Origin of the sequence: Arcobacter peruensis (assembly GCF_003711085.1) — a bacterium.
GTDB classification, from domain to species: Bacteria; Campylobacterota; Campylobacteria; order Campylobacterales; family Arcobacteraceae; genus Poseidonibacter; species Poseidonibacter parvus.
In genome coordinates this window covers 450,020-463,594 of the sequence record NZ_CP032363.1, presented here as the reverse complement: position 1 = coordinate 463,594, position 13,575 = coordinate 450,020, and the positions used below count along the sequence as shown (strand labels likewise).

Below are 13,575 nucleotides of genomic sequence, written 5' to 3'. Positions count from 1 at the left end.
CAAAGTGCTTTCCTAAGAAGGCACTTTATGTGAATTTCTAAATTTTTGTGATATAATTTATACATGAAGAAAAAAATATTAGATGCATTCTATGCATATGAAGAAAATGAAAATAAAGAAGGTGTTAGAAATAATACTGCTGCAATATCTATTCCAATGACCATTATTTCAAATATGTTACATTCAAGAGGTAAACATATATATGAAGAATATGATGTAACTCAAGCTGAAATTGATGTGCTGGTTGCTTTACATATATATAAAGAAGGTCTAACAGCTTCTGAAGTTTCAGAAAGACTTGTATTCTCTTCAGGTGGAATTAGTAAAGTTGTTACAAAGCTAGAGTTTAAAAAACTTATCTATAAAAAAGATTCTAAAGAAGATAAAAGAAGTTCACTCTTATATCTTGAAGAAAGAGGTAGAAGAATTGTAGTTGAATGTTTTCCTTTATTTCAAAAGAATGATGATTATTTTTATGATATTTTAAATGATACAGAAAAAGAAATTCTAGAAAAAGCTTTTAAGAAGATTCTATACTCAATTGCAGAAGAAAAAGAAAAGTAAAATATATGTATTATGGATTACTCCATAATACATATTTCTTTTTTTCTCATGTGTGCAATAGTTTCTTTAGCAACTAAAAATACAACTATAGTTGTAATAACCATAAGTGCATAAGATAAAATTGCATAAAATGAGAAAGCTGTTAATTCGTACATTAAGATAGTTGCAAGTGTTATTGCCGCCATTGGAAATGTAAATGCCCACCATGAAATAAAGAACTTAATATTAATATAGTTTTTATACATAGTAAAAACAAGAATAGTAAAAAACAGTCCTAAACTATATAAAATATGGGCAAAGAAGTCTAATTCTCCTGTTAATTTAATATATGATAAAAAACCTATTGCAGGTGGTGCTATTAAAATAAACAGTGTTGGCATAAACTTTGGTGCAAATTGTTTATGAAAGATAATTCTATTTAATATAATTGAAAAAAGTATAATCCAAAAGAATATACCAATTGAAAAATAAAAATATAATATAGAATCATCAATAAAACCTTTTCCTGCAATTGGAACAATTAAGTTACCAACAATTGGTATAAACCATGCTGGATTTGAGTGTTGTATTTCAAGATTATTATTTATCCAAAATTTCATAGTATAAAAAGTCAATCCTATATGTATAATTGCTCCAACTATAAAGAATATTTGTGATAAATCATCTAAACTGTGTCTATAAAGAATTGACAATATTAATATTGAAATTGAAATAGCAGCAAAGAAGTTGATTCTAATTGGGTGAGTTATCTCAGTTTTAACTTCTTCTTTATATTTTAATAGTTTATAAAGATAGTTTCCTAAAATTAGAAAAAATATTATTGTTGATAATAAAGTAAATAAAATTCCAACTATTGATGGAAAATATAAAACTTCACTTAATTTTTTAAATACTAATGACAATCCAGATAATCCCATTACAATAGCGAACATCATTACTGGAAAGAATTGTAATCTATTTGATGGTATTGATTTAATACTCTCATTATTTTTCATTTCTTACATCCTATTTATAAATAATTTAATATAATTAAAAAAAAGGTTAAAAATGGCAAAAAAGAAAGCTGTATTAGTAGATTTAAAAAAGATGAACCTCTCTTTTGAAGAGAAAGGTCAAACAATAAAACTAATAAATTTTAAAACTCAAACACTAACTTTAGATACTGAAATCTTTGAAAATCAAGATTTTATAGCCAAAAGAACCATGGTATATGCTCATTTACCTAAAAAGTTAAAAGCACAATTAAACAGTTTTTTCTAATTATATTTATAATTATAACTTATTATTATTAAAATTAGTTTTAAGTTACATAAGTAAAAATTATAATAAAAAAGAATTAACAAAAAAAAGGAAATTAATGAAAATAGCAATTTTATCTGACATAAAATCTAATGTTTACGCTTTAGAAGCAGTTTTAGATGATACTAAAAAAAATCATGTTGATGTATTACTAAATCTTGGAGATTCTTTTTTCGGACCTATTGCTCCGAAAGAGACATACGATTTAATTAGAAAAAACGATTTCATCACTCTTTTAGGAGATGAAGATAGACAAATTCTAGAAGCATCTTTAGCTCAACTTGAAATAAATGAAACACTAAAATTTGTTTATAATGATTTGAATGATGAAGTTTTATATTGGATTCAAGAGTTACCTTTTGAAAAACTAATAGGCGATGATTTTTATATGGTTCATGGAACATATCAAGATGATTCTTTATATATGTTAGAAGATGCATCAAGTGGAAGATTAGAGCTTCATAATGATAAAAAAATATTAGAAATATTAGATGATATTAAATCAAAATTTATATTTTGTGGGAATTCTTGTACTCCAAGATGTGTAAATTTAAGTTCAGGACAAGTTGTAATAAACCCAGGTTCAGTTGGGCTTCAAGCATGTACTAAAAACATTCCAAATAATCATACTATTGAAAATAATACACCAGAAGCTTCTTATGTAATTTTAACAATTGAAGATGATAAATATGATATTCAATTACGTAAAATTCCTTATGATACAGAAAAAGCAGCTTTAAAAGCTAGTCAAAATGGCAGAGATGATTGGGCTTATAGACTAAGAACAGGAAAACTAAACTAAGAGTTTTACTCCTAGTTACTTGCATAAAAGACCAACATTAATGCTAAAGATTAAAGTATATTTTTATCTTTGAAAAGTTGTTTCTAAACATTGTATGTAAGTAAGTTCCAAAAACTTTTTCTTTTTTAAAGGCAGCATAAATTTCATATTCATTTTTCTTTTTGTATAAAGTATATTCACCTTTAACATCTGTAATAATCTTTGTATAATGAAAAGCGTGTCCTGTTATACCTAGATCATTGTCATAATACCCTAACCTATTTGGTCTATTTGTTAGTTCAAAATCTAAAGATAAAAGATTTAACATCTCTTTATCATCAACTTTTCTACCAAGTAAAATAAGCCCAGCACATTCACCATAAACAGCTTTAGTTTTAGCATGATTTACAAGAGAATTTTTGAAGTTATTTGAATCTTTAAATTTATCGTATGCTTTTTGTGTTTCAATATAACCACCACAAATAAATACAATATCACAATCATTTGGAATTATCTCATCTTTAATACTATTTACAATTGTAACTTTTGAAAAATGCTCATTTAAAAATTCTAAATTATCATGATAGAGAAATGCAAAGTTATCATCATTTACAACAGCTATATGTTTATTGTATTTTTCTATTTTCTCAAAAGGATAAATATCATTAGTTTCATAATTTGAAGAAGCTATATTTTCTAGTTTTTTTAAATCAATATTTGTCAATACTTCTTTTGATATTTCTTCTAATTTTTCTTTATCATTATCACCTAAATCTAGTCCTAAATGAATTGAATCTAAAGAGTCAAGTTTACTTTTTATCCAACCTAAAATCACAATATCATCAAAATCTTTTTCTACTTGTTTTCTTATAAGTTCAAAATGCATTTGTGAAGATACATGATTAAAAACAACTGCCTTTACAGTATTTCCTTCTCGATACTCTTTTAAACCTTTTATTATTGCACTGAGGGTCGTATAAGAGCCACTTGCATCTAAAATTACTACTGTTGGTATATCTAGAAGTTTTGAAATATCATAAGTAGATGAGCCTTTATCCATGCCATCATAAAAGCCCATAGCACCTTCTAATATAGAAATATTTTTATTAGAATATTTATTAAACATCCATTTAACTTGATTTTTATTCATAATACAAGTGTCAAGATTTACACTGGGAGTGTCACAGACTTTTTCATGAAATAAAGGATCTATAAAATCAGGTCCAATTTTAAAAGGACGAACAGATTCTCTATAGTGATAAAGTAAAGCCGTTGTCAAAATAGTTTTACCTTGATTTGATGCAGTTGCACTAATACATAAAGCCTTGATATTAATCCTTTTTATTTCTTTTAATTAATAAATATACAAAGAAAGGAGCACCTATAAATGCAGTCACTACTCCAATTGGTAAACTTGAAGCTGTGTTTAAATTTCTTGCAATTAAATCAGACATAACTAAAAAAATTCCTCCATAGAAAAATACTGGAAAAATTAACTGATCCGCACTTTTTTTGTAAATAAGTTTTATAATATGAGGAACAACTAAACCAATAAAACCAATGGGACCAACAAAACTAATACTTACTCCCACACAAATAGAAATAACTATAAGTAAAAGAAGGTTTAATTTGTGTACATTTAAACCTTTTAAAAAAGCTGTATCATTTGAAATAAGTAGAAGTTTTATTTTTGCTCTATTTGTATAAATAGTAAAGTACATAATTGCAGCCATTACAAATATCAGAAAAGAACTTGTAAAACCAACGGTATCTAAGCTTCCTAGTGTAAATCTTACTATTGAATAGTTTTGCTCTAAGTTACTCATATAAAATACTAACATCAAAGCAGATGAGTAAAAGTAAGATAAAGCAATACCAATTAGAAGTATTGAGTTTGTTGAGACTGCTATTGTGTTTTTATTAATATTTTTTGAAATATAATATAAAATTGTAATAGTGATAAGTGAACCAAATGCAGATGATATTGATAAAATCATAGCAGGAAAGAAAACTATAGATATTGCAGTAAACAATGTCGTACCACTTGCGATTCCTAAAGTATAAGGAGTGATAAGTGCATTTTTAAAAATGATTTGAAATATCAAACCACTTAAAGCAAGTATTCCACCTACAAAAAAAGCTAATAAAACTCTTGAAACTCTAAGCTCCCAAAATACTTTATAAGTAATAGTACTTGAATCAAATAGTTCATTTAGATTTAAAGTGATTTCACCTAAGAAAGGAGAGATTATTAAAATAATTATAGAAAAAATATATAAACCTAGTTTCATAAGTTTACAACCAAATGTTCATTTATTTTTGTTATTGAATCATTATAAAACTTTTTAAGATTTTCATTACAAAAAAACTCATCATGCTTTCCAAAAAACTCTATCTTTCCATCTCTTATATATAATACTTTAAATTTTAGGGCATAAGCTAAATCAAGATTGTGGGTAATAATGATTTTTTGTTTTAGAAAATCTGAGTTAAAAATATCAAAAACCTCTTTTAATCTTGTAATATCTAAATTTGCAGTTAACTCATCAAATATAGTAATCTTTGCGTTATGTAAAATACTTGAACCTAAAAGAAGAAGTTGTTTTTCTCCTGAACTAAAAGCTTTACAATATTTATATTCAAGCTTTTTTAGATTTAAAATATCAATTAATTCATCTATTTTTTTATTATCAACTTGATCAATACATGCTAATTCAAAGAATTCTCGTAAAGTTATGTACTCATCAAATATTGATAGTTTTGGAGGAATATAGTTTATATATTCTGCTCTTTTTTTGTCACTTAAATCACATAGATTTTCATCAAAAAGCTTCACATTATTGTTTTCAATTAGATTAGATAAAACTTTTGCAAGAGTTGACTTCCCTGCTCCATTTTCACCTAATATAAGAAGATTTTCATTCTCTTCTAAAGAAAAAGTAATATCATATAAGATATCACTATTGTATTTATTTATTTCTAACATTTTCTAATATCTTTTTAAAATCTTTTATAAAATAAACTACTCTTTGACTTGGAATACCTGAGTAAGTTTTGTCTATTAAATAAATATTTTTATTTACACTTGCATTAATAGGAAGTGTTTCCCAAACCTTAATTAACTCTTTTTGTTCTTCTTTTTTACCATCTAAAAAAGGAGATAAAAGAACTATTATATCAGGATTCATATTGATAATTTTTTCACTATTTACAACTGGTTGATTTTTACTTGTTGAAAAAAATGCATTTTTATTTCCTGAAGCTTTTATAATATCTTCAAAATAAAGATGATTCCCTGTAATATAAATTTGATTATTTAAGTTTTTTCTAGGACCTATTACTATTAAAACTTTTTTGTTTGAAGTAATTCCTTTTAAAGAAAATAAAGAAGAGTTAATATTTGATATTAACTCATTTGCTCTTTCTTCTTTTTGGAAATACTCTCCTAAAGTTTTAATAGTATTTTTAATAGAAGATATAGTATCTGTTTTAAATACTAAAGTTTTTATATCTAAACTCTTTAAATTTCGTAATAGTTTTTCATCATAATTTTGAGCAATTACAACTGTAGGCTTAGCTTCTATAATCTTTTCTAAAGATATAGTTGCATATCCACCTACTTTCTTTACGTGTTTTGACTCTATTGGAAAATCACAATATTGAGTATTAGCTACAACACTATATCCCATTCCAAGAGCATAAACAATCTCATTTATTGAAGGAGTAAGAGTTACTATTCTGCTCTCCCCAAATAAATTTATACAAAAGATACAAAGAATAAATATAAATTTTTTCATATTAGAATGTAGCCTTTAATCCAATATAAGCACTTCTTTCAGCTGTTGCATAATTATTTATATTTTGATAGTATTTATTAAATAAATTATCTACTTTTAAATATGTAGAAAAAGTTTTATTAATTTCATAGTTTACAACTGTATTCCAAACTGTATAATTTCCAGTTTTTACACCTTGTTTATTATCACTATTATACATAGATCCTAAATAAGTACCATTAATATTTAAGTGTAACTTATCAACCCCATAATAATCAATAGCAAAACCAAGTTGTCTTTTTGCTCTTCTAGCTAATTCTTCTCCATCACTATTTTTTGCACTTAGATGTGTATAATTTGTAGAAAAAAGTGTATCATCTAAAATATTTTGTTTATAAGATAATTCATAACCTTTAAGTTTTGATTCTCCTGCAATGTTTCCATATTTACTAATCGTAAAGTCATAATCAATCATATCTTTTACTTTATTATCAAAATAAGTAATCTTAAAGTTTTTGTATCCAAGACTTATATCAAATGATTTTGTATTTTCAGGAGTTAAGTTTTCATTTCCATAAAATGAATATAAATTATATAAAGTAGGAACATTATATCCCGTTCCATAATTTATAGAACCATTGAAATCTCTTGTAAAGAATTGTTTTAATCCAATCTTACCTGTAAGTTTATTTTCAAACTTATCATATCTATCATATCTTAAGGATTGAGTGAAAACAGTATCATTAAATTTATTACTATTTGTAATAAACCCTGCTTTATTCTTATACTCTTCTTGAATACTATTCTTATGTTTAAATTCTTTATAATCTCCACCAAGCACTACAAATGATTCTTTGTTAAAATAAGGAATAACAGTTTTTATACCATATTCATTAACCGACCCATCATATTCTGATGTATTATAACTTCTATCAAAAAGTGACCTTTTAACAAAAACATCTGTAGTTGCAATGGAATTTTTATTTTGATAACTTACAGTTGAAAATGTATCTCGAATTTTATTACTGTTTGAATCGTCATTTGCTTGATCAGATACTGTTCCGCCAAAAGATGAATCTAAATCGCCTTTAGCATTAATTACAGTATGAGAGAAATCTATTTTATTTTCTTCATTGAAATTAAAACCAGCTTTTATACTTCCTGTAGTATTTTGATACTTGTCATCTTCAAAATCATCAATATCTGACCCTTTTGGAGCTCTTGCAGTATAACCATCAGTAGTAAGTTTTTGTATATTAGCTTTTAGATAATAATCATTTGTGCCATAAGATAAACTAGTTCCATATTTCTTTGTTCCATATGATCCAGCTTCAGTATTAATAGAACCGTGGAATCCTTTTTTAGAATTACTTGTTATTATATTAATAACACCTGCACTAGCATCCGCACCCCAAATCCCAGATTGTGAACCCTTAATAACTTCTATTTGATTAATATCTGAAATAATTAAATGTTCAAATGGAGCACCACTTAAACCAGTAATATCGTTATATCTAATACCATCTATTAATACTAAAACTCTTTCTGAATCAAAACCTCTTACTTTTAAAGATGTAGCTTTTCCTAGTCCACCATTACTTATTACATTAATACCAGCAAGTGTATTTAAAGCTTCAGAAACCGTAGTAAAGTGTTTCTCTTCAATTTCTTCTTTAGTAATAACATCTATATTTGATGTAACATCTTTGATTGATTGTGCTGATTTTGTAGCACTTGTAACTGTGATTTCGTCTAATTGGGCAGTGTCATTTGCGTAGATATTTGTGGCTATTAGTAAGCTTAGCCCTAAGCTTGTAGATATTTTTTTATTCATTATTTTATATTCCTGGTTTTTTATATTTTATTTGTTGAATCTAAGTTTATGGGTTTTAATTCTTTTGCTAGTAATATTTTTAGTATTTTTGGCAAGAAGCTATGTAAAATTGCATCTATCATGCAGTAAAAAGATTGCATTTTTTTATCAACAGTAGCTGCTAATAATCCAAAAATTGTAAAATATTTTTTTGATTTACTAATCATGTATCCTCCTTTAAAAAATTTTGTTTGTAATAATTATCGGGATTATATAGAAAAATAGATAAAACTATTGAATTAATAGTTTTAAATATGACAGCTTAGTATGCTTTTTGTTGGATCAATGATGTATTCATAACCTAAATAAGCTATATACAGTCCAAAAGCAATAACTAAAAAAGAAGCCATTTTAATAAACAAATCTCTTAAATTAGTTTGTTTAAAAAGTCCAATAAAAAAACCAAGTGAGAATAAAGCAGGAATAGTACTAAGTCCAAAAATAAACATTACAAAAGCACCCCAAAAAGCACTTCCTGTACTTGCAGCTGTTATTGCAAAAACATAAACAAAACCACAAGGAAGTAGTCCATTTAGCATTCCAAGTAAGTAAAAACTCATCAATGAATCAGAACCAATTAGTGATTTGAAAGTACTTTGATAAAGTGGTGATTTTGAACATGAATGCTCTAACATAGTAAGAAATTTGATTTTTCCCATTAAAGATAATCCAATTAAAACCATCATAGAACCAGTTGTAAGAAGTAAAATACCACTTGTTAAATTATCAAAAGTAACAACTCCACCAACAAGACCAAATAATGCTCCAAGAATTGTATAAGTTGTAACTCTTCCAAGTGAATAAAGTAAATGAACAGTAGTCTGCATTTTTTTAGACCATTCACTTTTAATTTTTGTACTTGAATATGCGATTACAATTCCACCACACATTCCAACACAGTGACCAAAAGAGCCTAAAAAAGCGATAGAAACAATAGTTAATATACTTATAGTTTCCATTAGTTACCTACTAATTCTTTTCTGATATATGGATTTGTAAGGTTTTCACCTCTAATCATTTTTAAAACTACTTCCTCAAAAGATATAAATTTCTCTTGTTTTTCCTTATATGCACCAAAACCATATCCCATTGGTGTTCTTTCAGTTCTACTATACCAAGCATCTCTTGCATTTATATATTCTTTTGTATCATTTGAAAAAACCCATAAAGTAGCTTTTTCTTTAAATTTAATATTATTGTACCAAAGTACTAAACATCCAACATCATCAAAAAACCACGTTTTTCCATCAGGAGATACTGCTTGTGCAGAATTATCATCTTGAGTAATCGTCATTCCACATTGTGTATCTTGAAAATGATCATGTTTTATATTAACAGGCTGATGAGTATGATTACCTTCATGAATTACTACCATTTGTTTTTTATTTGACATTGATAGAAATATTATTACGATTACAGCTATTATTATGATTATTGTTAAAAAAGGTAAGATTTTTTTCATTTATAGAACTCCAAAGAAAATATTATACAAAAAAAAAGCTTCACAAAGATTTGTGAAGCCGCATTCAAATTTATTATAATAGTATATAGGATACTAAGCTCGTATATAATCAGTTTAGTAGGAGGATTAATCTAGTAATATCCTAAATTGTTTCGTAGTATAACAAGTATTTGTTAAGTATTTGTTAAATGAGGATACAAACTGTCCTATTTTTATAATTTTACTAAAATTTAATCTTACTTTATCATTTAAATCATATAATACAAAAAATATATTTTAGGAAAATAAATGCGTTTAATTATGTTTGATATGGATGGAACTTTAATTGATAGTGGCTTTGCTATTACAAATACTATAAATTATGTTAGAGAAAATCTTGGCTTTGAAAGATTAGAGAAAGATTATATTTTAGAAAAAGTAAATGAACCCCATCTAAATTCAGCTGATTTTTTCTATGGAACAAAAGAGTTTACACAACAGCAAACCGAACTTTTTGAAGAGTATTACAATGAACATTGTTTAACAGATTTAGTACTTTATGATGGAATTGCAAAGTTAATTGATGACTTAAAAGGTGATTTTGTTTTAACTGTTGCTACAAATGCAAATTCACAATATGCAAAAAAAATGCTAGATCATGTAGGTATTGGAGCTAATTTTTCTACTATTTTAGGTTATGATAGTGTGAAGAATCCAAAACCACATCCTGAAATGGTAAATAAAATCTTAAATAAACACAGTATTACAAATGTAAATGCCCAAATGATTGGTGATTCACATAAAGATATACTTGCCGCAAATAGTGCAGGAGTTGATTCTGTACTTGTTAACTGGGGATTTTCTAATCATGAAGAAGGTGCAATTGAAACAATAGAAGAATTAGAACAAAAAATATACGAAAAATTTAAATAAGTTTATATAGTATTGGTATTATAATATCGATACTTTTTGATACTTTAGGAAAGGAAACAGAAGCTTTTTCAACAGCTTTTATAGCTGATTTGTGAAGATGTTTGTTTCCACTTAAAACTTGAATATTTTTTACTTTTCCATTTGAAAGAAGAGTAAATTTAACTTTTACAGTATCTTCAATACGAAGTCTTTTGGCACGCTTAGAGTATTTTGCGTTTTTTATAATATGTCTTCTAACTTGCGCTAAATGTTTACTCAAATAATCCTTTTTTATATCAACTTGTTTAGCTTCTTTATTAACTGTTTTTTGAACTATTTCTTTTTTTACAGGTTTTAAAACAGGTTCTTCTATCACTTTTTTTACGACTTTTTGTTCTACTATTTTTTTCTTAATTACTTTTTTTTCTATCTTCTTTTCTATCTTCTTTTTTACAATTTTCTTTTTCTTAACTATTTTTTTCTTTACTACCTTTTTTTTAACAACTTTCTTCTTGATAATCTTCTTTTTTGGTTTTTCTTTTTTTACTATTTTTTTTGGTTCAACTTTTTTAGGTTTTACAATTTCTTTTTTAGGTTCAACTATTTCTTTTGGTTTAACAACTTCTTTTTTTATTTGTACATGATTTAAAGAAATAGTTTTTAAAGGTTTTGTTTCTTTATGTATAATTTTCTTATCTTCAAAAACTACAAATAAACCGTAAGCTAAACTTCCATATAAAAAAACGGTGATAAAAAAAGAGTTTAAATATCGATTCATTTTTCCGTCACAATAGAAATATTTGAGTATTCGTTTTCTTTTAACATATCTAATACTTTTACAAAAGTATCAAACTTAGATTCTTTATCAGAATTTATATGAATAGGTGTATCTTTAGGGCTTAATAATACATGTTTTTTGATTGCTTCAATTCCTGAAATATCTTTATTTGCAAAAATAGTGTTATCTTTTTTGATTGTAATTACAATCTCTTTTTTAGGTTTCATATCATCTGCACTACTAGCATCAGGTAGTGAAACTGGAATAATTCCTTTTGAAATAAAAGTAGAAGTTAATAAAACAATTGTTAATAAAACTAATAATACATCAATAAAAGGTATTACATTTATTGATTCAAACTTCTTCAGTTTCATATTCACTCTCTAAAACTTCAGCATATCTTCCTAAAATATTATAAAAGATTTGAGAAATAATTGCTACAACTAAGCCAGCAGCTGTAGCTTTTAGTGCAAGTGCTAAGGAACTCATTATTTTTGCAGCTTCAATATCACCATTTCCCATTGTAAAAAATGTAAGCATAATAGCTAATACAGTTCCTAATAATCCAATATAAGGAGAGTTTGATGCGATTGTACCTATTATCGTAAGATTACGAGTAAGTGCTACATCTAAACTTTTTTTATTTTTATATGTTTTTACGTCTAGCTTTTTATAAAAAAACATTCTTTCTATAAAAAACCAAACAGATAAAAAACTCATAAATACTAAAAGTGCAATAACACCATAATCAATTAAATCTTTTAAAACTTCTATATCCATTACTTTTTACCTTTTATTTATTATTGCAAAATTTTTATAAGTTTTTGAAACAACTACTTTTTCACCTTCAGTAAAAATTGATTCATCAACTGAACCATCAATTTCCCAATAAGTTCCTTTATAAAAAATCTTTTGATTTTTTATAATTCCAAAGCCTTTTTCATTTAAAAAATTGTCATTTATCTTTTTTTCTGGGTTTAAAAAACTTTTAAAAATTTTCTTTCGTAATATTGCTAATAACAATAAAGAAATAAAAGAGGCAATTGCAAGTTGCCAAATTCCATCATCAAAAGCATAAAAATATGAGATTAGTGCAGTTAACATAAACCCTATTCCAAACCAAATAAGAATAAATGATGTAATAACAGCCTCAAGTGCAATTAAAACAATTCCAATTCCAAGTAAGATATATGGGTCAATTACACTAAGCATTGTTTGTATTCTCGTTACTTACACCTTTGAAAAAAGCATCACCAAGAACACTTGTACTTCCAATCATTTGTGTAACATCATAAGGTAAAATCATTTTATCATTTGATGGACTTTCAGCTAATGATTTAAAAGCAGCAACTCTATCTTTCGCAAGTAAAAACTCTGCACCATCTTTATTATAAGACATTGATTCATTAATTAATCGCATAGCTTCCATTTGTCCTGCTGCAACTTGTTCTTGTTCATATCTTTTTGCATCTGCCATTCTTTCAATTGCTTCTGCTTTTAAGAACTCTTCTTGTCTAAATCCTTCAGCTTTTCTAATTACGGCTTCTTTATCTGCTCTTGCTTTTGTTTCAATAGCTCTTTTTTCTCTTTCAGCTTCCATTTGCATATTCATAGCTCGTTCAATTTCTGCAGGAACAGAAATATCAGATATTTCAACACGAGTTACTTTTATTCCCCAGTTAGCAGCTGCACTTCCTAATTCACTTTGAAGTTTTGCATTTAATGTTTCTCTATTTGATAAAGTATCATCTAAATCCATTCCACCAATTTCAGATCTTAAAGTTGTCATTGCAAGGTTTGCAATAGCATTTTTAAAATCTACTACATTATATGTAGCTTCTTGTGCATCATCTACTTTACAAAAAACAATTCCATCAATTGAAATATTTACATTATCTTTTGTAATTACTGATTGTTTTTCAATATCAACTAATTGTTCTCTTGAAGTTAAAACATTTCTAATCGAATCAACTACAGGGATGATTAAATGAAACCCACCATGAAGAACTTTATTAAATTTTCCCAATCTTTCAACAATATATAAATCTGATTGAGGAACAATTCTAACCCCTTTTAAAACTATAATTAATGCAAAAATTATAATTGCAATGGCAAAAACCAAACTTTCATCTATTATCATAATAACTCCTT

General features: G+C 26.2%; 18 protein-coding genes. 4 read left to right on the top strand and 14 right to left on the bottom strand.

Annotated features, from left to right (window positions below; genetic code table 11):
- Nucleotides 1-63: 63 nt before the first annotated feature.
- On the top strand, nt 64-564 hold the full coding sequence (locus D3Z07_RS02345; RefSeq protein WP_076086739.1) for a MarR family winged helix-turn-helix transcriptional regulator: 501 nt from the start codon (nt 64-66) through the stop codon (nt 562-564).
- 17 nt (nt 565-581) lie between these two features.
- Here D3Z07_RS02345 and D3Z07_RS02340 read toward each other — a convergent pair whose 3' ends face one another.
- Entirely contained in the window at nt 582-1,559 is a 978-nt protein-coding gene (locus D3Z07_RS02340) for an SLAC1 anion channel family protein (RefSeq protein ID WP_076086741.1), read from the bottom strand.
- Nucleotides 1,560-1,611: 52 nt separating this feature from the next.
- Here D3Z07_RS02340 and D3Z07_RS02335 point away from each other — a divergent pair, with 52 nt between their 5' ends.
- Together D3Z07_RS02335 and D3Z07_RS02330 are read left to right on the top strand one after the other, a co-directional pair.
- Nucleotides 1,612-1,824: a malate dehydrogenase gene (locus tag D3Z07_RS02335; protein ID WP_076086743.1), complete on the top strand. Its 213-nt coding sequence runs from the start codon at nt 1,612-1,614 to the stop codon at nt 1,822-1,824.
- 97 nt (nt 1,825-1,921) lie between these two features.
- Nucleotides 1,922-2,665, top strand: a complete 744-nt coding sequence (locus tag D3Z07_RS02330) for a metallophosphoesterase family protein (protein ID WP_076086745.1) — start codon at nt 1,922-1,924, stop codon at nt 2,663-2,665.
- A gap of 43 nt (nt 2,666-2,708) precedes the next feature.
- On the opposite strand, the gene D3Z07_RS02325 is transcribed toward D3Z07_RS02330, so the two are convergent.
- The 8 genes from D3Z07_RS02325 to D3Z07_RS02290 all read right to left on the bottom strand — a co-directional run bounded on the left by D3Z07_RS02325 (nt 2,709) and on the right by D3Z07_RS02290 (nt 9,755).
- Nucleotides 2,709-3,959 (bottom strand): cobyrinate a,c-diamide synthase, encoded by a 1,251-nt coding sequence (locus tag D3Z07_RS02325; RefSeq protein WP_228200584.1) that lies wholly within the window; start codon nt 3,957-3,959, stop codon nt 2,709-2,711.
- A gap of 16 nt (nt 3,960-3,975) precedes the next feature.
- Nucleotides 3,976-4,935 (bottom strand): FecCD family ABC transporter permease, encoded by a 960-nt coding sequence (locus D3Z07_RS02320; protein WP_122892975.1) that lies wholly within the window; start codon nt 4,933-4,935, stop codon nt 3,976-3,978.
- Nucleotides 4,932-5,630 (bottom strand): ATP-binding cassette domain-containing protein, encoded by a 699-nt coding sequence (locus D3Z07_RS02315; RefSeq protein WP_122892973.1) that lies wholly within the window; start codon nt 5,628-5,630, stop codon nt 4,932-4,934. Before D3Z07_RS02315 ends, D3Z07_RS02320 begins: the two co-directional genes overlap by 4 nt.
- Nucleotides 5,614-6,441: an ABC transporter substrate-binding protein gene (locus D3Z07_RS02310; protein WP_122892972.1), complete on the bottom strand. Its 828-nt coding sequence runs from the start codon at nt 6,439-6,441 to the stop codon at nt 5,614-5,616. The genes D3Z07_RS02315 and D3Z07_RS02310 overlap by 17 nt, the downstream gene beginning before the upstream one ends.
- Before the next feature lies 1 nt (nt 6,442).
- Nucleotides 6,443-8,254 carry a TonB-dependent receptor plug domain-containing protein gene (locus D3Z07_RS02305; protein ID WP_122892971.1) on the bottom strand — a complete coding sequence of 604 codons (1,812 nt, stop codon included), beginning with the start codon at nt 8,252-8,254 and terminating at the stop codon, nt 6,443-6,445.
- Nucleotides 8,255-8,274: 20 nt separating this feature from the next.
- Entirely contained in the window at nt 8,275-8,460 is a 186-nt protein-coding gene (locus D3Z07_RS02300; RefSeq protein WP_122892970.1) for a hypothetical protein, read from the bottom strand.
- An 81-nt stretch (nt 8,461-8,541) separates the two neighbouring features.
- Nucleotides 8,542-9,252: a sulfite exporter TauE/SafE family protein gene (locus tag D3Z07_RS02295; protein ID WP_076086758.1), complete on the bottom strand. Its 711-nt coding sequence runs from the start codon at nt 9,250-9,252 to the stop codon at nt 8,542-8,544.
- Complete coding sequence (locus D3Z07_RS02290; protein ID WP_076086761.1) at nt 9,252-9,755, bottom strand: hypothetical protein; 504 nt, start codon at nt 9,753-9,755, stop codon at nt 9,252-9,254. Before D3Z07_RS02290 ends, D3Z07_RS02295 begins: the two co-directional genes overlap by 1 nt.
- A 288-nt stretch (nt 9,756-10,043) precedes the next feature.
- On the opposite strand from D3Z07_RS02290, the gene D3Z07_RS02285 reads away from it, so the two are divergent.
- On the top strand, nt 10,044-10,667 hold the full coding sequence (locus D3Z07_RS02285) for an HAD family hydrolase (protein WP_076086764.1): 624 nt from the start codon (nt 10,044-10,046) through the stop codon (nt 10,665-10,667).
- Here D3Z07_RS02285 and D3Z07_RS02280 read toward each other — a convergent pair.
- The 5 genes from D3Z07_RS02280 to D3Z07_RS02260 are packed head-to-tail and all read right to left on the bottom strand — an operon-like array spanning nt 10,660 to nt 13,558.
- On the bottom strand, nt 10,660-11,424 hold the full coding sequence (locus D3Z07_RS02280) for an energy transducer TonB (RefSeq protein ID WP_083657185.1): 765 nt from the start codon (nt 11,422-11,424) through the stop codon (nt 10,660-10,662). The two genes, D3Z07_RS02285 and D3Z07_RS02280, sit on opposite strands and share 8 nt — an antisense overlap.
- Nucleotides 11,421-11,798, bottom strand: a complete 378-nt coding sequence (exbD, locus tag D3Z07_RS02275; protein WP_076086770.1) for a TonB system transport protein ExbD — start codon at nt 11,796-11,798, stop codon at nt 11,421-11,423. The genes D3Z07_RS02280 and exbD overlap by 4 nt, the downstream gene beginning before the upstream one ends.
- Entirely contained in the window at nt 11,779-12,204 is a 426-nt protein-coding gene (exbB, locus tag D3Z07_RS02270) for a TonB-system energizer ExbB (protein ID WP_076086773.1), read from the bottom strand. Before exbB ends, exbD begins: the two co-directional genes overlap by 20 nt.
- A gap of 6 nt (nt 12,205-12,210) precedes the next feature.
- On the bottom strand, nt 12,211-12,636 hold the full coding sequence (locus D3Z07_RS02265; protein ID WP_076086776.1) for an NfeD family protein: 426 nt from the start codon (nt 12,634-12,636) through the stop codon (nt 12,211-12,213).
- Nucleotides 12,629-13,558 carry an SPFH domain-containing protein gene (locus D3Z07_RS02260; RefSeq protein ID WP_083657334.1) on the bottom strand — a complete coding sequence of 310 codons (930 nt, stop codon included), beginning with the start codon at nt 13,556-13,558 and terminating at the stop codon, nt 12,629-12,631. The genes D3Z07_RS02265 and D3Z07_RS02260 overlap by 8 nt, the downstream gene beginning before the upstream one ends.
- Between the last annotated feature and the right edge of the window lie 17 nt (nt 13,559-13,575).